General features: G+C 41.2%; 22 protein-coding genes. 12 read left to right on the top strand and 10 right to left on the bottom strand.

Annotation, left to right across the window (positions count from 1 at the left end; all coding sequences use genetic code 11):
* The first annotated feature begins 204 nt into the window (after positions 1-204).
* Positions 205-1380 carry a hypothetical protein gene (locus AC1DYB_RS16275; RefSeq protein WP_477436461.1) on the top strand — a complete coding sequence of 392 codons (1176 nt, stop codon included), beginning with the start codon at positions 205-207 and terminating at the stop codon, positions 1378-1380.
* Positions 1381-1666: 286 nt separating this feature from the next.
* On the opposite strand, the gene AC1DYB_RS16270 is transcribed toward AC1DYB_RS16275, so the two are convergent.
* Positions 1667-2071, bottom strand: coding sequence for a LiaF transmembrane domain-containing protein (locus tag AC1DYB_RS16270; protein WP_477392510.1), 405 nt, complete (start codon positions 2069-2071; stop codon positions 1667-1669).
* A gap of 201 nt (positions 2072-2272) precedes the next feature.
* On the opposite strand from AC1DYB_RS16270, the gene AC1DYB_RS16265 reads away from it, so the two are divergent.
* A complete protein-coding gene (locus AC1DYB_RS16265) occupies positions 2273-3583 on the top strand; it encodes a flavin monoamine oxidase family protein (RefSeq protein ID WP_477436459.1) in 1311 nt (436 codons plus the stop codon).
* 181 nt (positions 3584-3764) lie between these two features.
* On the opposite strand, the gene AC1DYB_RS16260 is transcribed toward AC1DYB_RS16265, so the two are convergent.
* Together AC1DYB_RS16260 and AC1DYB_RS16255 are read right to left on the bottom strand one after the other, a co-directional pair.
* Positions 3765-4658, bottom strand: coding sequence for a flavin reductase family protein (locus AC1DYB_RS16260; protein WP_477436457.1), 894 nt, complete (start codon positions 4656-4658; stop codon positions 3765-3767).
* A gap of 12 nt (positions 4659-4670) precedes the next feature.
* Positions 4671-5666: a fumarylacetoacetate hydrolase family protein gene (locus tag AC1DYB_RS16255; protein ID WP_477436455.1), complete on the bottom strand. Its 996-nt coding sequence runs from the start codon at positions 5664-5666 to the stop codon at positions 4671-4673.
* Positions 5667-6115: 449 nt separating this feature from the next.
* On the opposite strand from AC1DYB_RS16255, the gene AC1DYB_RS16250 reads away from it, so the two are divergent.
* From AC1DYB_RS16250 to AC1DYB_RS16225, 6 genes are all read left to right on the top strand, one after another.
* Positions 6116-7270, top strand: coding sequence for a homogentisate 1,2-dioxygenase (locus tag AC1DYB_RS16250; protein WP_477436453.1), 1155 nt, complete (start codon positions 6116-6118; stop codon positions 7268-7270).
* 120 nt (positions 7271-7390) lie between these two features.
* Complete coding sequence (hppD, locus tag AC1DYB_RS16245; RefSeq protein ID WP_477436451.1) at positions 7391-8515, top strand: 4-hydroxyphenylpyruvate dioxygenase; 1125 nt, start codon at positions 7391-7393, stop codon at positions 8513-8515.
* A 125-nt stretch (positions 8516-8640) separates the two neighbouring features.
* Positions 8641-9105 (top strand): YciI family protein, encoded by a 465-nt coding sequence (locus tag AC1DYB_RS16240; RefSeq protein ID WP_477436449.1) that lies wholly within the window; start codon positions 8641-8643, stop codon positions 9103-9105.
* Positions 9106-9108: 3 nt separating this feature from the next.
* Positions 9109-9765 carry a DNA alkylation repair protein gene (locus AC1DYB_RS16235; RefSeq protein ID WP_477436447.1) on the top strand — a complete coding sequence of 219 codons (657 nt, stop codon included), beginning with the start codon at positions 9109-9111 and terminating at the stop codon, positions 9763-9765.
* Positions 9766-10149: 384 nt separating this feature from the next.
* Positions 10150-11631: a PAS domain-containing sensor histidine kinase gene (locus AC1DYB_RS16230; RefSeq protein ID WP_477392523.1), complete on the top strand. Its 1482-nt coding sequence runs from the start codon at positions 10150-10152 to the stop codon at positions 11629-11631.
* Positions 11632-11657: 26 nt separating this feature from the next.
* Entirely contained in the window at positions 11658-12101 is a 444-nt protein-coding gene (locus tag AC1DYB_RS16225; RefSeq protein ID WP_477436445.1) for a response regulator, read from the top strand.
* A 32-nt stretch (positions 12102-12133) separates the two neighbouring features.
* Here the strand turns inward: AC1DYB_RS16225 and AC1DYB_RS16220 are convergent, their stop codons facing one another.
* The 3 genes from AC1DYB_RS16220 to AC1DYB_RS16210 all read right to left on the bottom strand — a co-directional run bounded on the left by AC1DYB_RS16220 (position 12134) and on the right by AC1DYB_RS16210 (position 15056).
* Positions 12134-13114, bottom strand: coding sequence for a type I phosphomannose isomerase catalytic subunit (locus AC1DYB_RS16220; protein ID WP_477436443.1), 981 nt, complete (start codon positions 13112-13114; stop codon positions 12134-12136).
* 197 nt (positions 13115-13311) lie between these two features.
* Positions 13312-14010, bottom strand: a complete 699-nt coding sequence (locus AC1DYB_RS16215; RefSeq protein ID WP_295714076.1) for a PH domain-containing protein — start codon at positions 14008-14010, stop codon at positions 13312-13314.
* Positions 14011-14069: 59 nt separating this feature from the next.
* A complete protein-coding gene (locus tag AC1DYB_RS16210; protein WP_477436441.1) occupies positions 14070-15056 on the bottom strand; it encodes a LuxE/PaaK family acyltransferase in 987 nt (328 codons plus the stop codon).
* Positions 15057-15304: 248 nt separating this feature from the next.
* Here AC1DYB_RS16210 and AC1DYB_RS16205 point away from each other — a divergent pair, with 248 nt between their 5' ends.
* From AC1DYB_RS16205 to AC1DYB_RS16195, 3 genes are all read left to right on the top strand, one after another.
* Positions 15305-15799, top strand: coding sequence for a DUF1203 domain-containing protein (locus AC1DYB_RS16205; RefSeq protein ID WP_477436439.1), 495 nt, complete (start codon positions 15305-15307; stop codon positions 15797-15799).
* Positions 15800-15878: 79 nt separating this feature from the next.
* Positions 15879-16550 (top strand): lipid-binding SYLF domain-containing protein, encoded by a 672-nt coding sequence (locus AC1DYB_RS16200; protein ID WP_477392533.1) that lies wholly within the window; start codon positions 15879-15881, stop codon positions 16548-16550.
* 282 nt (positions 16551-16832) lie between these two features.
* Positions 16833-17507 (top strand): lipid-binding SYLF domain-containing protein, encoded by a 675-nt coding sequence (locus AC1DYB_RS16195; RefSeq protein WP_477436437.1) that lies wholly within the window; start codon positions 16833-16835, stop codon positions 17505-17507.
* Positions 17508-17605: 98 nt separating this feature from the next.
* Here the strand turns inward: AC1DYB_RS16195 and AC1DYB_RS16190 are convergent, their stop codons facing one another.
* The 4 genes from AC1DYB_RS16190 to AC1DYB_RS16175 form a co-directional block, all read right to left on the bottom strand.
* On the bottom strand, positions 17606-17953 hold the full coding sequence (locus AC1DYB_RS16190) for a hypothetical protein (RefSeq protein WP_477436435.1): 348 nt from the start codon (positions 17951-17953) through the stop codon (positions 17606-17608).
* Positions 17954-17958: 5 nt separating this feature from the next.
* Positions 17959-20400, bottom strand: coding sequence for a penicillin acylase family protein (locus AC1DYB_RS16185; RefSeq protein ID WP_477436432.1), 2442 nt, complete (start codon positions 20398-20400; stop codon positions 17959-17961).
* A gap of 35 nt (positions 20401-20435) precedes the next feature.
* Complete coding sequence (locus AC1DYB_RS16180) at positions 20436-21005, bottom strand: thermonuclease family protein (protein WP_477436430.1); 570 nt, start codon at positions 21003-21005, stop codon at positions 20436-20438.
* A gap of 220 nt (positions 21006-21225) precedes the next feature.
* Complete coding sequence (locus AC1DYB_RS16175) at positions 21226-21585, bottom strand: VOC family protein (RefSeq protein WP_477436428.1); 360 nt, start codon at positions 21583-21585, stop codon at positions 21226-21228.
* 219 nt (positions 21586-21804) lie between these two features.
* On the opposite strand from AC1DYB_RS16175, the gene AC1DYB_RS16170 reads away from it, so the two are divergent.
* A complete protein-coding gene (locus AC1DYB_RS16170; RefSeq protein WP_477436426.1) occupies positions 21805-22959 on the top strand; it encodes a DUF3095 family protein in 1155 nt (384 codons plus the stop codon).
* Positions 22960-23074 lie beyond the last annotated feature (115 nt).

Here is a 23074-nt window from a genome sequence, read left to right as displayed (position 1 = left end):
AATCATATTCAAAACTAAGGTAACATTATAGTTGAGCCAAACAAAAACTGGCGATATATTTAAAGAAATCGGTAAGAGTGGAAGTTTTGTCGGTGAAAAAGTTTGGGGGTTTTAAGTAATTGCTAATTATTAGATTAAAGTTGAGCGAAAGCTGTTAAATCCTCGAATAAATTATCATATTTTTAGGCTCCTTATTACATTAAATTGAACAGAGAATATCCTATAAGCCCTGGCTGGAAAATAGTTATTTATATAACTATTGTTGCAGTATTTGCAGGGGGGATTTACCTATATACTACAGTACCACCTACAGGTAAATTACTTCATTTTTTAGTGGCAACTTTATTGGTTAGCTGGGCTGTTTACCTGGGAGTTTATGTTAAAAGAAAAAGGGTGATCATTACCCCGAACAGCATAATAGATCAGGCGGTTTTTACAAAGAGGGAGCTCTTAAAAAACGAGATAAACGGCTATAAGATTGTGAAGGATAATCTTATTTTAGAAGTTGATAAGCCTGCTAAGTCGCTATATATCAGTAATTATACAACCCTTGTTAATAGTGGTGAAATTTTGGTTTGGGCTTGTCAGTTTAAAGATATTTTTGCCAAAAAATACCAAAACGAATTTGATGCGATGCTGCATGACGAGGCTATTGGCAGCACACCAAAGGAAAGAAAATTAAATATTGCCCGGGCTAAAAAACTGAGCGCGTATGCCAATTACATAGGGATAGCTATAGCAATATGGGTGTTTGCTTATCCACATCCTTATAAGTACGCTATGGTATCCGGATTGGTATATCCGTTACTGGTGATAGGCCTGTTTTACGCAAAGCGCAATATCATGATATTTGGCAGCGACATATCTGGTAGCAGCGGAGGTAAAGAGTCGGTTTATCCTAATTTAACAAGAGCGCTGATAGCCACTCCGTTCGCCTTATTGTTAAGGGTTATTTATGACTGGGACCTGCTAAGCTATATGGCCATCTTTTTACCGACCCTGGTCATCGCGGTTGTTTTATGTGTTGTTTTTGTGTTTATATTAAATGATGCCAATATTAAAACCCGGAGCAATGAATTTACAAAATTCAATCTCGTTTGTTTTGTTTTATTATATAGTGGCGTAGCAACGGTAACAACAAATTGCGAGTTCGATAACGCCCCGGCCCGGATTTATAAAACTACAATATTAGATAAAAGATATACCACTGGTAAGCACTCGGCCTATTACCTAACCCTTGATAAATGGGGGGCAAAGCAAAATTCGGGGGAGATTACGGTGGCTAAGGATTTCTACAACAAGGTGTCAACAGGGCAGGCAGTTAAGGTAAATGCAAAGCCCGGTCTACTGTGGATTCCCTGGTTTTATGTAGATCAATAACCGCCTGAAAATTACGCTTACTGACAAGGTTCTGTCAGTGTTCGGGTTTACAAAACCCCGGTGTTCGGGCACCTCCGCCCGAACACCGGAATAAAAATAAATCGCTTATTATCAATACTTTAGTTTTATGTATAAAACACAGGCGAACACTTAAGTTGGTTATTTTCAATGGCTTAACTTTTGCTCCTTTTTAAAACACCCGGTCCTCTCCAAAAAGCGAACACCCGCAAAAAAGGGAGAACCGATACCGGCCCTCCCTCATACTTAAATCAAACTATTAAATCAATTAAACTTCCGGCTCAGCGGTTTTATCAAAATGGAATGGCTTTTTAGCCTCTCCAAAAAAGTGTTCTTCTTCTTTCTGCCTGCGTGGTTTTAATACCAGCCAGGTACCAAAGCCCATGATGGCTATTGGCCAAACTATACGGTCGGCATCGGGTACGTTGTTGCTAATTAAACAGGCTACGCCTATGAGTATGATGATGATCCATGATGGTTTCCTGAAATTATATTTAGCACCCATATAGGCACCCCAGGCTATCATCCACATTGGCCAGCTAAACAACCAATCTGGTATAAAAAACAAGTGAAATTCGTTTATCAGTAAAATACTACCTATTACCAATAAAATTACGCCGGCAGCAGCTTTGCTGTTGTTTGGGGTAATGGCGGTGTTTATGTCGTTGTTCATTGTTGTAAGTTTTAAATAATACCTAAAAGTACAGCGGTATATAGGTGCCCACAAGCCTATATTGGCGACTTGGGGTGATTAACCCGGTAAGGGATGGGGTTTTCTCGGTGAAAATAGTTAGTGTTTTTACCGGAACTTTGATGCTGTAACACTTCCGGTTAATCCCTGCAAATCGTTATATTGCTTTATCAAATTATAATCATGACAGATGCCGATATACTTATCATAGGTGCCGGTGCGGCCGGGCTGATGGCTGCCCGTACACTGGCAAAATCGGGCAAAAAAGTAACCGTACTGGAAGCCCGTGACCGGGTAGGAGGCCGCATCCATACACTGGAATATGGCTCATCCCAGCAACCTTTAGAGATGGGGGCAGAGTTTATACATGGTGATTTGCCCGTTACCCAATGCCTGCTGGACGAGGCCGGGATAGTCTATCATCATGCAACTGCATCTATGTGGAGGTACGACGAAGGTGATTTTAAAAATGACGGAAGTTTTGTTGAACACTGGGATCTTTTGATTGATAAGCTGAACGCATTGCAGCAGGACACAAACATCAGTGCCTTTTTAATTGAGGAGTTTAAAGGTGATGAATACCAGGGTTTAAGGGAATCGGTAAGGAAATATGTATCGGGCTATGACAACGCCGACCCTAAGAAGGCGAGCGCTTTTTCCTTAAGAAAAGAGTGGCAGTGTGAAGATGAAAATGCGCAATACCGTATAGAAGGCGGGTATATCAGGCTGGTTAAATTTATGGCTGATGAACTGGTGCAGGCCGGGGGCAATATTTATTTAAATGCCGTAGCACGGGATATTGACTGGCAGCAGCACCAGGTTAAAACAACTACCGATGCGGGTATTACCTACACAGGGGAGCAATTACTTATTGCCTTGCCGTTAGGTGTTTTGCAGGCCGGCAAGGATGCTATTGGAGCTGTAAATTTAAATCCTCCGATACCTGTTTACATCAACGCTATCAATACCCTGGGTTTTGGAGCTGTGATTAAAGTACTATTGGAGTTTGATAAGGCTTTTTGGAAAACCATGGAAACAGAAACGCTGCCGGTCGGCAGCCTGGAAAATATGGGTTTCCTGTTTAGTGAAGAACAGATCCCCACCTGGTGGACTCAAATACCCAACCATACAACCTTGTTAACCGGTTGGCTTGGTGGCCCCGAAGCAAGCGAGAAAGTTGACACGCCGGATGAGGAGATATTACTCCAAAGCCTGCAGTCATTAAGTAATATCTTTAAGCGCGATCCTCAGCAATTGAAAGATAGCCTCCTAAGCTGGCATGTAGTAAACTGGACGGCGGATAAATACACCAGGGGCTCATACGCGTATGATACCGTGGAGGCTAACCAATCCAGAAATGTTTTGTGTGAACCTGTTCAAGATACCATCTTCTTCGCCGGCGAATACCTTTACGAAGGTACTGCCATGGGCACTGTTGAGGCGGCGCTTACCAGTGGTTTAAGAATGGCAGAGCGGATATTGGATTTTAAATAAAGGGTGGGTAAATGTGCAGATTATAGATTTCAGATGTGCAGATTAATTTTGTCTGAACCTTGATTTACACCATTAAAGGATTATTTAGATCTACTGAAAAAATCGGAGAAATCTCTCAATCCAATGAATCCCGGTTCAGACAAAACATCATCTGCACATCTGGAATTTGAAATCTGCACATCTAATCTCCTATCAATAACACCATGAAGGCTTCTTCAACCCTGCCTTCATCAAGTAATTGTTTAGCTTTTAAATGGAGTTGCAATTCGCGGGTGTTGCTATCGCCGATGGTTGCATCAAGCAGGTCCTTAATTTCGGGGACCTGGGCATAGGTTTCAATGGCTTCGTCGGCGGGGATGAGTTCCAGGTTGCCCAATTGGCCCAGGTTATTCCCGGTTAATATCCTCGAATTGCGGATGGCATGCGGCAAAGCGTCCACCCCGATGCCTATTTTTACGTTCGGTTTAGCTACTTTAAAAAGATTATCGCGGGTTACCCTGCAATACCAGTCGCCACCAAGGCGGGCTACCTGGTCTGTTTTAGTTTGATCTATCTTTCCATCAGCCCCCAAAATACTTTCACTGATGTGGATCAGCTTTATTTCGGCCAAAATTAAATTTCCGGCACCGGCGTTTTTTCCGAGGCTTATCACCTCATTTACCACGCACTCCAACTGTACAGTTGATTCTGCTACCCGTGGCGGTTTTACCAAATGGGAGGCAATGGGCGTTAGTCCCGATTTAATAAATTCATTTATCCCTTTACCGTACTCCACGCTTGATAAGGAAACCTGCTGCACCATATCGTAATTGACAATATTTATTACGCATTCCGGTACTTCCAGTATATTATCCAAGGTGTGCTTGGTGGTATTATCGCGTACCCTGCGCGACGGCGAAAACACGCATATAGGCGGGTTAATGCTAAAAACATTAAAGAAACTAAAAGGGCTCAGGTTTATATTACCAGCCTTATCAATGGTTGATGCCAGGCATATAGGGCGAGGGGCAACTGCATGGTTAAGATAGTTTTGAAGCTCTAAGGTTGTTAGGTCTTTAATATTTATAGATAGCATATGGGATAAAACTTATTTCTTCAGGCTCAAAATGGAAAAGTTATCCTTAGCCTTGGTGATGATATTGCCCAGCATACCCAGACCGGTTATTTCCATCTCTACCAGGTCATCGGCTTTAAGCCATTGGGTTTCGTAGTTGGGGTCATTCAGTAACCCTGTTCCGTTAAGTTCCAGGAAGCAGCCGGTACCAACCGTGCCTGATCCTATAACATCACCGGGCAACACATCGCAACCGTAGGCACACCGTTCAATGATTTCGGCAAAGGTCCAGTCCATATCAGCCATATTACCTGCCGATACCTGCTTGCCGTTTACCACACATTTCATTTCTAAATTATAGGCATTGCCGGTATGGCCTGGTTTGGCGGCCACCTTAAAAGCTTCCAACTCATCAGGTGTTACCAGCCAGGGGCCAATCACAGTTGAAAAATCTTTTCCTTTTGCCGGCCCGAGGTTCAGCAGCATTTCCTCCATCTGCAGGGTGCGGGCACTCATATCATTCATGATCATATAGCCTGCTATAAAGCTATCCGCATCAGCTGCCCTAATGTTGCGGCCTTTTTTGTTGAGCACAACGGCCACTTCCAGTTCAAAATCAAGCTTATTAAAATGATCGGGCATGCACTCAATTTCGCCGGGGCCCTGTATGGCATTATGATTGGTGAAATAAAATATAGGGTATTGGTCAAATTCGGGTATCATATCAACCTTTCGGTTGCGACGTGCGGCGGCCACATGCTGCCTGAAGGCGTATCCGTCCCGGCATGATGTAGGGTGGGGCACGGGGGCTATCAGTTCAAAAAACAATTCCTCTTTAGCATCCATTTTTCCTAAACTTATGGCCTCATGAACCTTTTGGGCATGATCCATCAGCTCGTCGCCACCCCACAAAAACTCGTTCATGTTATTGGGGATCAGCTTATCGCACGAGTTCAGGTTATAAATGTGTCCGTTTATAAAAATACCTAAATGCTCGCGGTCTTCGGTTTTATAGGATACTAATTTCATAAATTGAGGTGTTGGTTGTGTCAAAACTAATAAAATTTAGTTGAATGCTGAGTGTATGATGATGTGTGTGATTATTTAATTGAAAGCGTTAGGCATACGGATTTTAACCAACCGCTCAACAAGTCGCCTCGCCAATCATTCATCCAAACTAAAACTTGCATCACAATAATATTCCACCTAACTTCGTATTCAATAAACCATGACCATACAAAAGCATTTTTATTTTTCCCTGGGGCTTACCTCAATGAGCGATGCATCATCGTTCAGGGATGCCATGCTTGCCAAAATTGTATTGGCTCAATACTAATTACCTTTCCAACTCTTCTTTTTTAAAATATTACTGAAGTCATTTTTAGCCGGCTTATTCATACCGTTTTTGGGCAATTTTTGATTGCTTATGAAACTATCCGGATACTTTAAACGTTTTATTTTCAACCAATTAAAACACTATGCCTGTTTATCATTCATTAGGAGCTATTCCGCCTAAGCGGCATACGCAGTTCCGTAAGCCCGATGGTACATTATATGCCGAAGAGCTGGTTTCCACCGAGGGTTTTTCCAGCCTTTACTCGTTGGTTTATCATGCTTACCCGCCCACTATTGTAAAAACATTAGGCGAGCCTTATAGTGTTGAGCCTAAAATAGCGCGCGAAAAGCACCTGAAGCATACCAGCCTAATCGGCTTTAACATTGAGCCCGAAGATGATTACCTGCAAAGCCGTAAACCTGTGTTGGTAAACAGCGATCTGCATATTTCGCTTGCTGCCCCGCGCCAAAGTATGACTGATTATTTTTACAAGAACAGCCAGGCCGATGAAGTAGTTTTTATACATGAGGGAACAGGAACATTAAAGACCGGTTTCGGTAATATTAAATTTCAATATGGCGATTATTTGGTGATACCACGTGGTACTATTTACCAAATGGAGTTTGATACAACAGCAAACCGCTTATTCATTATTGAAAGTTTTAGCCCTATCCGCGCGCCAAAACGTTATCGCAACCAATACGGGCAACTGATGGAACACTCGCCTTATTGCGAGCGCGACATTAAGCGGCCAACAGATTTGAAAACCCACGATGAACATGGCGATTTTAAAATACTGATTAAGAAGCAGGGACTCATCTACCCATATATTTATGGTACTCACCCTTTTGATTTTATTGGCTGGGATGGTTTTCATTACCCATGGGCGCTATCCATACATGATTTTGAACCTATTACAGGCCGCCTGCACCAACCACCGCCGGTACACCAAACCTTTGAGGGCAATAACTTTGTGATCTGCTCCTTTGTACCCCGTAAGTTTGATTATCATCCCTTATCAATCCCGGCGCCATATAACCACAGTAATGTAGATAGCGACGAGGTTTTATATTATGTCGACGGCGACTTTATGAGCCGTAAAAGCGTAGTAAAGGGACAAATTACCCTGCACCCGGGCGGTATTCCACATGGGCCACACCCAGGTTCTGTAGAGAAATCAATAGGTAAAGAATCAACCGATGAGCTGGCCGTGATGATAGATCCTTTTCGCCCGCTGATGCTGACCGAGGATGCTATTAAAATAGAAGATGAAAATTATTATAAAAGCTGGCAATAATACCTTTTGTCATTGCGAGCACAGCGTGGCAATCGCATACTATACAGCGCGAATACGCAAAGTTCGCGATTGCTTCGTTCCTCGCAATGACATGATTAAATTTTTTTAAATTAAGAAACAATGAATACACAAACCATAGATAAGCAAACAACCGCAACTGATTTTTTACCACTTAATGGTACCGATTATGTTGAATTTTATGTTGGGAATGCAAAACAGGCGGCCCATTATTACAAAACTGCTTTCGGTTTTCAAACGCTGGCCTATGCCGGACCGGAAACCGGGGTCAGGGACAGGGCATCTTATGTTTTAAAACAGGGTAAAATAAGACTGGTATTAACTACCCCCTTGCACTCCAGTCATCCCATTGCAGAGCATATTAAAAAACACGGCGACGGTGTAAAGGTACTGGCCCTTTGGGTTGATGATGCTTACGACGCCTTTGAACAAACTACCAGCCGCGGTGCCGAGCCTTATCAGCAACCGCTAACACTTAGTGACGAATATGGCGAGGTGCGCACCAGCGGGATTAAGCTTTATGGCGAAACCGTTCACCTTTTTGTGGAACGTAAAAATTATAAAGGTTTATTTTTACCGGGTTACAAAGCGCTGGAAACCACCTATAACCCAACAGAAACTGGCTTATTATATGTTGATCATTGCGTGGGCAATGTTGGCTGGCATAAAATGAACGAATGGGTGAATTTTTATGAGGAAGTATTGGGTTTCAAAAACATTTTAACATTTGATGATAAAATGATCTCGACTGAATACTCGGCCCTTATGAGCAAGGTAATGAGCAATGGTAACGGGTACGTTAAATTTCCTATCAATGAGCCCGCAGAAGGAAAAAAGAAATCGCAGATTGAGGAATACCTCGACTTTTATGAGGGTGAAGGCGTACAGCATTTGGCTCTTGCCACACATGATATAGTTGCAACGGTAACCGAATTGCAAAACCGTGGTGTGGAGTTTTTAAACATACCAACTTCTTACTATGATGAACTAACGGACCGGGTTGGCCATATAGATGAAGATTTGGAGCCACTTAAAAAGTTGGGCATTTTGGTTGATCGGGACGATGAAGGATATTTATTGCAAATATTTACCAAACCTATTGAAGACAGGCCTACTCTTTTCTTCGAGATCATTCAGCGTAAAGGTGCTAAATCATTCGGTGCCGGAAATTTTAAGGCGCTTTTTGAAGCTATTGAACGCGAACAAGAGTTGAGAGGGAATTTGTAATTCTGATGTTCAATTTTCATAATCGATAATTTCCAATGATTTGATATCTAATCAGCCGGGCCATTTGCCCGGCTTTTTGTTTATATAACAATGCCTATATTTGATATGACTAAAACCTCAATCAGATGAAAAAGATCGTTTTGCTACTGGCAATTATTACCCTGGGTTTTAACTGCTTTGCTCAAACTACCTCCAAACCTGTTTATAATGCCGCATTGGCCAAAAAATTAGGGGCCGATAAATATGGAATGAAAAAATATGTAATGGCATTTTTAAAAGATGGGCCTACCCAAATTAAAGATTCTGTTGCAAGGGCTAAATTGCAAAACGCGCATCTGAAAAACATTATGAAGCTTGCTGCCGAAGGTAAGTTGATTGTTGCCGGTCCGTTTTTGGATGATCAGGCTATAAGAGGTATATTTATTTTTAATGTGGAAACGGTTGAAGAAGCTAAAATATTAACAGAAACCGACCCGGCGATAAAGGCGGGAGAATTAACAATGGAACTACACCCCTGGTATGGCAGCGCTGCTTTAATGGAAGTAGTTAATATTCATCATACTATTGAACGTAAAAGCGTTGCCGATTAACCAATGCAAACAGAAGATATTATTGACCTGCTAAAACAGAAGGCCAAGCCTGCTTATCTTGCCGGGATGCTCCGCTTTGGGGTAGATAATTCACATGCATTGGGAGTTAAGCTCCCCGATTTGCGAAAGTTGGCAAAAACAATAAAAAAAGACCACGCCCTGGCCCAGGAACTTTGGGACAGCGGCATTCATGAGGCCCGCATTATGGCTTCATTGATAGATGACCCGGATTTAGTTACCGGAGAGCAAATAGATAGCTGGACAAAAGATTTTTATTCCTGGGATCTGTGCGACCAGGTTTGCGGCAATCTCTTCGATCGTACGCCATTTGCTATTGACAAAGCTATAGCGTTTAGCGCCCGTGAAGAAGAGTATGTAAAACGTGCCGGATTTGTTTTAATGGCCGAATATGCGATACGTAGTAAAAAGGCACCAAATGGGGCATTTATCCCTTTTTTTGCCATTATGGAACGTGAGGCCTGGGATAACCGCAACTTTGTTAAAAAGGCAGTGAACTGGGCCTTAAGGCAAATTGGCAAAAGAAACGACTTTTTAAGGCTTGAAGCAATAGCCACCTCCCGGCGTATGTTGCTGCAAAATCATAAATCGGCTAAATGGATAGGCAATAATGCATTGGCCGAATTGCTAAATAAGCAATGATTGATCAATAAACTTAAATAATTAATATAGAAGAGTAATATTATTATTCTTTATTAAAAAATTTCAAATAATGCAGGCTACCCCAGTTTTGATGTTTGAACATTAAAGAATAACACATAAATTACATAACGAGAGAGTATTGTAAACATACTTTTGGTATAAATAATTTACTTATAGTTATAAGTTGTTGTAATTGTCAGTATTTGAGTGGTTTATATCCTATCAAATACTATATTTGGAATCCCATAATTATTAAGAAAAAATAAAAGTTCATCAAAATATAAAACAACCTCGGGTTGTAAATGGGATAGTTTTCTGATTGTGGCACGTGATTTATTATTAGCATGTGTCATTAACAAAGTAAATGAAGAGGTTATTTATTGTATGAGTTTTTCTATAGGGCATAAATTTTCTGATGATAGCAAGCGGCATCTTGCTCAAATTATCGATAATATTAATGCCGGTATATGGGAATATAATATTACAACTAAAGACATTAGGTGGTCATCCGGCTTTTATTTGCTCTTGGGATATGAACCGGGCGAAATAGAGTGCTCAAATCACATGTTTTTTGAACACCTGCTATACCATCAGGATAAACCAGCTTTTCTGGCCGCTTTAAGTAATCAGCAATCGGCTATTACTCAGCCTTTACAAATAAGACTGCTAACCAAAACATCAGGCTATCATTGGTTTGAAAGCACTATAAGGAAATATAACGACGAAACCGGACACATCATTTACGGTTCTCTCATCAACATTAATCAATATAAGCAGGCTCAGATACAGGCAGCGCATAATGATGCCATTTACAGGGATACCCTTAAAATTGCAAAGTTGGGCAGTTGGGAAATCAATGCTGCTTCTATGGGTTTATCGTTATCAAAGCAATTATATGATATTTATGAGCTGCAAAACCACGTTAAGCTTTCGTTGGATGAGGCTATAAGTTTCTTTGAACCCCAATATCGCCACGTAATTAAAAATGCTATTGATAGCGCCATCGCCTTTTGCCAGCCTTATGATCTGGAACTGCTTTTCAGATCGGCAAAAAACAATGTAATATGGGTACGGGCTAAAGGAATACCTATTATAGATGATTTTGGTAAATGTGTAACCGTACATGGCATTATCCAGGATATCAACAATAAAAAGCGAAAAACTCTTGGATTGGAATCCTCGTTAAATTTGCTGACAGATCAAAACCGGCGGCTGCAAAATTTTGCTTATATAGTATCTCACAACCTGAGGTCGCACACTGGTAATCTGCAGTTTATGGTCAAATTACACGATGATACCGCGGTTGATGAGGATCGAACTGAAATTTTTTCGCACATTAAGTCTATCAGCGATAGTTTAAGCACCACCATTGAGCACTTGAATGAAATAGTTGCCATACAAACCGAAATTACCCGTGAAAGAACGGTAATTGATTTTCAAGCGCTTTTCAAAAATATTTTATCGGCACTTAAAAGTAATATAGAAGCACTTGATGCTACAATTGAGCTTGATTTTAGTAAATGCCCGCAAATAAGCTATATCCCGGCTTATATGGAGAGCATTCTGCAAAACCTGCTTACCAACTCTTTAAAATACAGCGACCCGGCGAGGAAACCGCTAATAAAATGCCATACGCTGAAGGACCGCAATCATATATACCTCATTTTTGAGGATAACGGAATAGGTATAGATATGGAGCGCTACGGCGATAAAATTTTCGGGATGTATAAAACATTCCATCAAAATCCAGATGCAAAAGGTATTGGTTTGTTTATAACACGTAACCAGATAGAGGCTCTTGGGGGCACCATCAAAGTGGAGAGCACTGTAAATATTGGCACAAAATTTACTATTAGGCTAGTATAAAAAAATTCTAAATATACTATCAATAGATGAATGTAGAGAAAGATGCCGTGCGTGTTTGCTTAATTGATGACGATCAGATTTATGCTTTTGGATTTAAAACACTAATAAAATTAAAGGGACTTAACAGCCAGGTAACTCATTTTAGCAATGGAAACGCGGCAATTGCCTGGTTGAAAAATTCACTAAACCGCGATAATTTGCCAGATGTGATATTCCTGGATATTAATATGCCTGTTATGGATGGCTGGGAATTTATGCACGAGTTTGCAGAGATAAAACCCCAACTGGGAAAAATAATCACAATTTATATGCTCAGTTCCTCAATTGATCTGAACGATATTTACCGGGCGAGAAAAATTGCCGGCGTTGAAGATTATATATTTAAACCGGTAAACGGGTACCAGTTAAGTGAGATCATCAATTTGTTGCAGGAGCAACGGGAAACCAAAAATTACAAGTACAGATCCTGATAGTTCAGGACCTGTACTTGTAATAAATTTTATTATTCAATATAGCTTTCCAGTATTTTAAAGCCGCCTGTAGTTTCCAGTTCAACTTTATCAATGCTTTTTGGCAGCAAAATACACTCGCCCATCTTTACCGGGTAAGTCTCGCCATTATAAGTAACATTGTAGGCTCCCTCAACACAAACATGTATCACAAAAGAATCAAGTGAAGAGTAGTCTTTTGAAGTGCTTTTATCAAAATCCAATAAATTGGTAGTGAAATATGGGCAGCTCACCAATTTAACAGTCTCGTCCTTTGCTGGCTGGTATTTGGTTTTATATTCGGGATAATGCTTGTAATCAATAGCTGCAAGAGCTTCCTGGGTATGCAGTTCGCGCTTGTTACCTTTATCGTCAACCCGGTCAAAGTCGTAAATGCGATAAGTGATATCTGATGTTTGTTGTATTTCGGCAATTAGCAGGCCTTTACCAATGGTATGTACACGGCCGGCCGGTAAAAAGAAAACATCACCTGCTGCAACATTTTCTTTATTTAAAATATCCATGATATGGCCGCTATTTAGCTTATCAAGGTAAGTTTGTTCATCCAACTCCTGGTTAAAACCGGCTATGAGTGTTGAACTCGGATCAGTTTCAATAACATACCACATCTCTGTTTTACCGAAAGAATTGTGGCGTTTTTTAGCCAGCTCATCATCAGGATGCACCTGTATAGAAAGGTCATCATTGGCATCAATAAATTTTACCAGCAAGGGGAAAATATTACCAAAATGGTCATAAACCTTTTTACCCACCAATTCATCTTTATATTGCTCAAGCAGGTTGGCAAGTGATTCGCCTTCCAGGGCACCGCCTGCCACTACAGATACATCAGATTTTACGCCCGATATTTCCCATGTTTCACCACAGTTTGACAGATCGCCAAAATCTTTATGCAGATAGGTCTTGATTTTTTGACCACCCCATATTTTATCTTTATATATGGTTTTGAATTTTAATGGATATAATGCCGACATAGTATGAATGATTTTTAAACGCTAAGTTAAAAGTTAAATAGAAAAAGCCCTAAATAACTTTCAAACTATAATTGAACCCTGCAAATAAGGCTGTTGATTTACCGGTTCCGGTGCTTTTTAATTGAAAATATTTCCAAAACAAAAAAACTGCCCTTTTTTGAGGCAGCTTCTTTTGTTAATTATATAATGCTCAATAACTAAAAGTCACTTAGCAGGTCCAGTTTTTTATTGTTATATTCTTCCTGCGATATCAAACCATTATCAAAAAGCGTTTTCAGCTTCTTTAATTTTTCGGTAAGCTCATCGGGCTTTGGTGTTTCATGAACTATTGGGGCAGGTGCCGGTGGTGCAATAGGTGCCGGTGCTGGCGGCGGTGGTTGAGGCGCAGCTACGGGCGCTTGCGCGGCATATGCCTGTTGAGCGGTTGAAGCATGTGCTGCAGTTGGGTTCTCAAATTGAATAGAGCCAGATTCGGCACGTTTTTGTTCCAGGTCGCGCAGGCGGCGGGCTTCACGCTCAACCTCTTTACGTTCCTGGGCATATTGGTATAATTTACGGCCTTGTATTTTGGGTAGGTAATCAACAGCCATCTCTGCACCGTTGGTGGTTTTTACACTAAATACTGCACCAATGATTTCTTCTTTAGTATATACATCAACTATATCCTTCCATACAAAATCAACAAATTTAATAGAAAGGCCCAGGTTTGCCGGGGTAAAAAACAATATACGCTTGTTGGTTATAGCAATACAATCAGGAAATAAATTCACCAATGGCTTTTTCTGAACGGCAATATATATTACCTCTTCACCTGAAGAAAGCAGGTCGACCAAACGGGAATAAACTTTTTCAACCGTTTTTGGATCTTGTTCTTCGTTTAAAAATTTCTCAATCATGTTTTTAGCATTTATGATGCGCGCAAAAATAATAATAATACTTCAGTTGGCTATAAGTTTTAAGCAATCAGCAAATTACAGCCACGAATATCGCTCTGGTCAAATCTGCCTAATACCTCAAAGGAGCCGTCGGCATAAGTTTTACCCAGGTCCTGTGTCGCAATAAACGAGCAGGAATTGATATTAGCCAGGTCAATAACGTTAATACCTCCGGTTTTACCTGTGGTTAACGTACTGATAGGGTCGTTAGTATCACGGATGATGATCTTCATCCAGGGTGGGCAGTCAAAAATACCTTCGCCTTTTGAATAGGCCTGTGAAAGCAGTTCGGTCATGCCATACTCCGAATGAATGGTTTTAACCCCGAAACCCTTACATAACACTTCGTGTAATTCCTCCCGTATCATTTCCTTACGGCGGCCTTTCATCCCCCCTGTTTCCATCACAATCAGTTCGGGGAAATCAATATGGTGATTTTCAATAAAATCAAGTAATCCAAAAGTAACGCCAATTAATAATGTGGGTTTTTTAGCATCCTGCTGTTTTTTTAGCTGATGGTGAAGCTCGTCATGGTTGTATAAAAAGAAGCCGCTATCCTGGTTGCCAGATAACTTAATCAGTTCATCAACCATATAAATCAGCGATGATCCTTCCCGCTCCAGGTAAGAGGGCAGCAGCGCCAGCACCGTATAATTTTTGATGTCGCCATAAAACAAATGGAAGGCATTACGGAAGCTGTCTTCATACCAGGTTTTATCGATTACATAATGGCTGCTGGTTACCATCCCCGTAGTGCCCGAGCTGGTGAACGTTACTTGAACCGGCTCCTTTGTGCTGAGGATTTGGTGCGATTTAAAGAACTCGATAGGTAAAAATGGAATTTGATCTACAGCGTTAATTTTATCAGGATTGATTTTTAACCCCGATATAAACTGCCCGTAAACCGCGCAGTTTTTGGCCTGGTAGTTAAAGATCTGTAGAGCTGCCTCTTCAAACTGCTCCTTATTATTTATTGAAAATACCTGTTTTTTATCCGGGATACTCATTTGATGCAAAGATAGGGAAATGTGTAGATGTGCAAATTTCAGAATGTCTGAACCGGAATTTATAGAATTAAGGAATCAACCGAATTTTAAAATACTGCAATGGGAAGCTATACATAAATTCTCAAAATTCTTTAATTCGAAGAATTCCGGTTCAGACAAAATTCCTCTCCTCAGACAAAATCTCCGCAAGTTCCGGGTTTTAAACCAGCCATGATAGCCAGACCTTTGATTTATAAAAATATAACACCATGAATAAATTTAAAATACTACCACTTTCAAAAGCTTGTGTTCAGCGGATAAAAGCAACCATGACCGATGATTTTGGTAACCCGGTTGTAGAGCAACTAGCTACGGGGCTGGGACCTTGCCGCATATCTTTAAAACCATTTAACAAAGGCGTGGATATGCGTTTATTATTTAAGCATTCGCCTTTTGAGGTAGAGAACGCCTATAACCAGCCCGGTCCGGTTTTCATAAATGCTGCCGACGTGGAGGAATACAGCGATGTTTTTCGTTTCCCGCCCGAGATTAAGGCCAACAAACAAAGCTTTCCATTGTCGCTTATCGGGTATAGTCATGAACAAATGATGGTTTTTACCCGGCTTGTTGGCGATGCGGATGTTGATGAGCTGATAGAGGAGATATTTGATAAAAACGAGGAGGTTGCTTATTTACATGCCCGTAACGCCCAAGCTTGCTGCTTTATCTGTAAAATTGAGCGAATTAACTGCGTAGTTAAATAATTTAATTGAAAAACAAAGCGTCCGGTTTTGGGGTTGATAATGTGATGATAATCAAGATGTATAATAAATAATCGATCCCATGAAAACAATCAAATTTTTAATAACCCCGCTGATATTGAGTCTCTTTCTTGTGCTGATATCGGCAAAAGCAGGAGATAAGGAAAATGAGCGCGTGCACAGCGCTGCAAATGTGATGAAGGAATTTGGCAAAATGAAGGAAAGTATTCCGGGCGAGTTATTGAAGCAGTATGAAGGTATTGTTATTATTCCCAAACTGATTAATGCCGGTTTAGGTATTGGAGGTAAGCACGGCAAGGGAGTTGCCATGGTAAAACTGGCTGGTGGTAAATGGAGCGACCCTGTATTTGTAACTTTAACAGGTGGAAGTATTGGTTTACAGATAGGCGTACAATCAGTCGATTTGGTTTTGGTGTTCCGCCATAAAGGCGTGCTCACCAAAGTTAAAAACGGCGATTTTACCATAGGTGGCGATATCTCGGCAGCAGCTGGCCCGGTTGGCCGCAGCTCAACCGCCAGCACCGATTATAAATTGGAAGCAGAAGTGTATTCATATTCGCGTAGCCGTGGTTTGTTTGCCGGTATCACCATAAATGGCTCAAACCTGGGCATAGATAAGAAAGGCAACGCTAATTTTTATGGTAACTATGCTACTTCGGCCGATATATTTGCGATGTCAAAAAGTAACAAAGAATCAGTTGCAGTGTTAAAGGAAACTTTGAAAACATTTTAAAGTTCAGATCCTCACACAACAGAGCATAGATCTTTAAAAAAAGGCGATGGGTTGTTTAAGCTCATCGCTTTTTAAAATGTGGGTTTTTTCGGCTACCCAATGTTTTGCCGCCTTTCCATAATTACTTATATCTATATCATGCAAAGTTGCAGGCAATTGCAGGGTAACAAAAAAAGCTCTCGGTAATAAATGTATACTACCCTATAATTTAATTCATAAACAGCGGCACTTTTTAGGGAGTGATTACGTTGATAACTCTTATAATTGTAATTTATTTACTCCATGAAAACAATGAGATTTTTGAAATTTCCGCTGATATTAAGCCTGTTTTTTGTACTGATATCGGCAAAAACAGATGATAAAGAAACAGAGCGTGTGCACAATGCAGCCAATGTGCTAAAGGATTTTGGCCAGATGAAGGAAAGTATACCGCCGCAATTGTTAAAAGATTATGAGGGTATCGTAATTATCCCAAAACTGATCAACGCCGGTTTTGGTATTGGCGGCAAAAGGGGCAAGGGTGTAGCTATGGTAAAGTTGGGCGATGGCAAATGGAGCGATCCTGTTTTTGTAACCCTTACAGGCGGTAGCGTTGGTTTCCAGATAGGCGTACAATCTGTAGATCTGATATTGGTATTTCGCCATAAAAGGGTGTTAACCGATATCAAAAAAGGTAATTTTACTATCGGGGGCGATATCTCTGCAGCAGCAGGCCCAACTAATAAAAACAAATCGGCCACTACCGATTATAAACTGGAAGCCGAAATTTATTCCTATTCGCGCAGCCGTGGATTGTTTGCCGGTATAAGTTTAAATGGCTCAGGTATTATTATTGATAATAATGCCAATAGCAATTTTTACGGCAACGATGACACCTCACAGGAAATATTTGCCGCGTCAAAAAATGATTCGGAAGCAGTTACTGTATTGCGGGCCAGTTTAAAAGATTTTAAATAATTGATGTTTATATCGTCATTGTGATGATGAAAGCGATCTCCATGCTACACAGATCAGCTCTGTAAGCCGGAGATTGCTTTTATCCTTGTAATTGATAATTACTTATTTTGCGGCTTCTCCAAAGCTCTCTTCACCAATAAGCCCGATAGGGCAGCAAACCCGGCAACTAAGCCGCCAACAAGGCCGCTGATCACCAATATAAATCCCCATGAGGGTAAATGGAAAAGCTCAGCTATGCGTTTAGCCAATATGTGATCGTTGGGGATACTTTTGAATAGTGCCAAAACTATCCATACAATAAATACAGCGCTAAATCCTGATACAAAGGCTTGTCCGGGTGTTTTGCCCGCAAAAAAAGCGGCTAAAAATGCCGCGATGGCCACCACCCACCAGGGTAAAAAGAAACCGCTTGCAAATGAAAGTATGAGTATAATGAGGAATAGCATGATCTTTATTTTTTGTTGCTAATGGTTAAGGTTGTTTTGATGCGATTTGATTTTTCATCTGCAGATTGCATGAAAAGCAGTTCTTTAAGCTGCCCGTTTTGCCAGGTTTTTAGCATGTCATCATAATAAAAACTGCCTGGGTTGCCACTTTCTCCGCCGGGTAAAATACCATATCCTTTTACTGTTGGTCCCATTTGTACCACCATACGCCATGATGGACCATGCCCGTTGTTCAACGCGTTAACCGTTGAGCCGGTACCGCCTGATGCAAAATTTCCGGAGCTTAATGCTTCCTGGTTGGTAAGATGCGAGATCTCCATTTTTTTAACAGATCCCCATTGCCAGCTTTTGCCGGGTTTGCCATATTTATGTGTCAGATCGTCAATAGTACTTGTAAACGCATTGTTGATAATATCGGTGCATGTTTCTTTTGCCGGGGTACGGATATCATCAAACCATTTTGAATTGGGCTCCTGCAGGATCAGTTTTTCAGTACGATCCATCGATGGGTAATTGGCCTGCAAGTTTTTCGCAGCAAAATCATCACTCCATACCATATCATAAACCTTAAGCCACCAGTTACTAAAAATAGTTGCACCAATTGAGTTTATCGAAAAGTTTTTATCCCATGTTTTTACAGCGTTTAAAGCGGCAAGTTGTGTTTGATCGAGCTTTGATGCATCAACATATTTCAACATTGCCGGCATGATATCCTGTGCCCTTATGCTGTATACATCGGTTTGCAAAATACGCATGCTATCAACTGTAGCTTTTTGCATTGCGCTAAGTCTGTCATTAATGCGTTTACCGCGCTGGTATGGCGCAAACGACCAATTGATGTAATAAGGATAAGTTTGATCTGTTGATGATTGATTTGCCGAACTTACAAATCCCCTCGGCGGATTTTTAACAGTAGGGTCTTGATCAAAGGGGATCCAGCCATGCCAGTCGTTTGATGGGTCGCTGCCATCCAAAATGAATTTCCCCTGGTCTTTAAATTTCAGCGGGAATTTGCCGTTAGGGGTAATCGCGATATCATTATCCCTGCTGGCAAATACAAAGTTTGATGCCGGAGCATTAAAATAAGTAAGTGCTTTGCGGTAATCATCATAGTTTTTACCCTTGTTCAGGATATACATGGTCATCAGCTCGTCCGATTCATCATGTGCTATCCACCTTAAGGCGTCGCCAACAGGAACAAAATCTGGTGTGTGCGCTGTTGTTTTACTTTTATCCTCATAAACTACAGGGCCGTGGTGGGTATAAATAACGGTATCATACAATGGTTTTTGGCCACGAATGCCGATCACCTCAACCCTTCGGCTGGTTTTGTTCCATTGGTTATTATACCAGTATTCGTTCTTTTTATCATCCTTAAATTTAACCTGGTACCAATCCAGCACATCGGCGTCAACATTGGTAATACCCCAGCTGATGTTATTATTAAAACCAAGGATAACGCAAGGCGCACCCGGTAAACTCACCCCGTAAACATTTATACCCGGTGCAGAAAGCTGTACCTGGAACCAAATGGATGGATAGGTTAAATTCAAATGCGGATCATTGGCCAAAATAGGATAACCGTTGGCTGTTTTACTGCCGGCAACCGCCCAGTTATTGCTGCCTATACCTTCTTCTTTTACCGCCCGCCGGGCACTATCATTCATTGACGCTAAAAAGCTTGCAGATGGTTTTGGAATAGGTAGTGGTTTAAAGCTCCATTTGGTGCCTACCGGGATAATAGGGTCTTCCCTCATCGGGTAATCAGGGAAAAGGTCATTGGTAGCGTTAGCTCCAAAGTGCTTCAATATATTGCTCATGGCAAACTCGTTTGAGCCGCCTGCCAATGTTTCTGACATCAGCTTTAATAAAAATGCACAGTTGATGGGCTTAAAATCTTCCGGGGCATAATCCAGTAACTTAAATTCAAGCGGGTATTGCCGCGGACCAAGCTGGTGTATATATGCGTTTACACCTTCAGTGTAAGCTGTTATTATATCAGCTATCGGCTTATCGCGCATCATGGCTTTCAGCGTTTTTTCGGCGCCATAAACCATGCCCATGCGGCGGTGGTAACGGTCTATTTCCAATGCCTGAGGACCGGCAACCTCTGCCAATCGTCCGGCCGCGCTGCGGGTTTGGATATCCATTTGCCAAAGCCGATCGGTTGCGGTTACATAACCTTGCGCATAATAAAGGTCATGCTCGTTTTTGGCAAATATGTGCGGGATGCGGTTCTCATCGTACTTAATAGTTACCTCATCCTGCAGGCCTGGCAGGTTTAACTTATTGGTAGTTAAAATATGCTTGCTCTCGGCGTTTTGCCAAAAGCCATCTGCCGGACTTAAAAACTTACCCAATGGGGGCACCGGACCAAATTTTGTTTGTAGCACCCAAATAAGGGCTAACGTAAGGGCAATTGATAAAAATGCTTTTATAAACTTCATTAGTTTAGGGAGATATCGCCTATAAAGTTAGCGTTTTAATATACTTCTTCAAGCTTTGGTTTGCGCTTCCTGTAATGTTTTTTAGGTTTATTTTGCAGGCTATCGGATTTGGTTGCACGGTTGCCCGATTTTTTTTCGCGCCTGTATTCCCAGGGAGGTGTTGGATTGGCATCCAGCCACAGGCCAAGTTTGCTTTCCCGGGCTTGTTGTTCCAACCGGGCGAGCTCTGCACTTTGCGAATATTGTTTGTATTGCCAGGCGAAACCATTTTTTACCAATGCATAATTTACATTAGTACCATCCTCCAAAATTACCAGGGCTACAGTGCGGCCGTAACGGTCATGTACATTACCAATCAGCTTCACATACTTTCCAAAGCAAATATCCGAAGTGAACTTTTTAGCTGCCTGCCCAAATGCTTGTGTTTTTTCAGGGCAATCAACCTCGGCCAGCCTGACGGTCATTTCCTGGTTATCACTACTGAGTAAACCAATGGTATCGCCATCTTTAATTTTTACAACTTTATATAAATTATCGGGTTTGCGGTTACAACCCCACAGGGTAAAAAGAATGATCAGGAGGAGGGAGTAGTACTTTTTTAACATCTGTTACAAATGTGCAGATTAAAATTAGATGTGCAAATTGAAGTCAGATGTGCAAATTTTAGGTTTCAGATGTGCAGATGATTTTGTCTGAACCGGGATTATTCGGATTAATGGATTCCTCCGATTTTAATAAATAGGCAAGTCAAATCCAAAAAATCGGATAAATCAGTTTAATCCCGGTTCAGAAAAAAACAAAAAATCCCTTCCATCATCTGCACATCTATCTATCTCCATGCAAACTCACCACATTCCCGTCCGGGTCTTTGATGGCGAGGAATTTGCCCCATGGTGTTTCATCCACTTTGCCTAATTCGATGCCTTTAGCCGTAAGATCTGTTATATCGGCGTTAAGGTTATCTGTTTTAATCACCAGGCCGCGGGTGCTACCGGCCTTCATTTCGGGAAACCAGTTGACCAGTGTGATGGAAACCGCCGAACCTGGATAAGCCATCTGGATCCATTGCGATTCACCGGGACCAAAAGGCGCTTCAACCAGGACTTCGAAGCCGAGTTGGAGGTAAAAATCCCTCGCCTTTAACTGATCAGTAACCGGGATGGAGATAATTTCAATAGCTTTCATGTTATTTGGTTTTATGTTTTTGGTTTAAAAAATTCAATTGCGGGCTATCAAGTTTATGGGTAACTGATGGCTTGCGCAAATATTTTTTATTTTTTTTGATCCCAGCTTAATTGGCTTTGGTAATTATAAAAAATCAATAATATTCGCTGTCAAAAAGGTAATTTAGTGTTCAGGTTCAATTGGTTATAATCATAGTTTTATAAATGTAGTTATAAATCCATGTTGGCAAATAACGATCACTTTTACGGCAACCTCCTGGTTAACAACATGCCCCTCGGCGAGCTTTTTATTAAAGAGGAGCTCTTTATGGATGTTCCTGATGATTGGCACGTTGTTATTACCGATATTAAAAACTCAACCCTTGCCGTGCTTGAGGGCGGATCGCAAAACGTAAACCTTATTGCTACGGGTAGCATCATATCTGTGCTTAACATTGCTTTAAAGGCCCGCATAACGGTTCCATTTTTTTTTGGCGGGGATGGCGCAACGTTCCTGGTGCCCTCTTCAATTATCAACACTGTTATGAGTGCCTTGCTTTTGTACAAGGATAACACGATGACAAATTTTGAAATGGAGCTACGTACAGGTACGGTACCTGTTAAACAGGTTTATGAGCAGGGATATAAACTGCGGATAACCAAGTTTTGCATGTCCGAAGCATTTTCTATTCCGATTGTTTTGGGCAACGGTTTAAGTTTTGCCGAAAAGCTGATTAAAGGAAATGAAATTGCACTAAACTATGCCGCGCAATTGGGGGAGGTTGACTTAACGGGGATGCAATGCCGCTGGGACGCAATTGCCCCGCCGCAGAACAGCCACGAGGTTCTTTCATTATTGGTTGTGGCGGCGCATGAAGGCGGGCAGGCCGACGTTTTCAGAAAAGTAATGTGCTACATCGACGAGATTTACGGCGATCCCAAAAAAAGACAACCCATTTCGGTAGCCAAACTGCGACTTAAAACAACCTTTGACAGGATTGAGACAGAGCTACGGATAAGGATAGGCAACGTTCGCTTTTTTGAGCTGATGCAAACGTGGTTTGTCAATTTATACGGGTTTATTTATTTCCGCACCGAAAAGGGAAAGCACTATTTGACTAAGCTGGTAGAAATGTCGGATACGCTGGTGATAGATGGTAAAATAAATACGGTTATAACCGGCACATCATCCCAGCGCAAACAATTGCAGGACGCTTTAAATAAACTGGAAAACGAAGGAGAACTGTATTATGGTTTTCATGTAAGCAGAGAGTCCGTAATGTCATGTTACGTACGAGATTGGGACGATGGCCATATTCATTTTGTGGACGGGGCCGAAGGAGGATATACCAAGGCGGCCAAATTGATAAAGGCTAAACTTTTAACAAATAAGTAAGATAAGCCTGCACAAATCACGGATTTGTATCATGAGGCATCGAAATTACGATAATTAGACAAATCGCTGATTCAGATTACTTTAATGGAACTTTATTGTTTTAACTTTGTTATAG

Source organism: Mucilaginibacter sp. P2_A4 (assembly GCF_056405015.1).
Note: the sequence above shows the minus strand (reverse complement) of the source record. Positions and strands in the feature narration are given on the sequence as shown.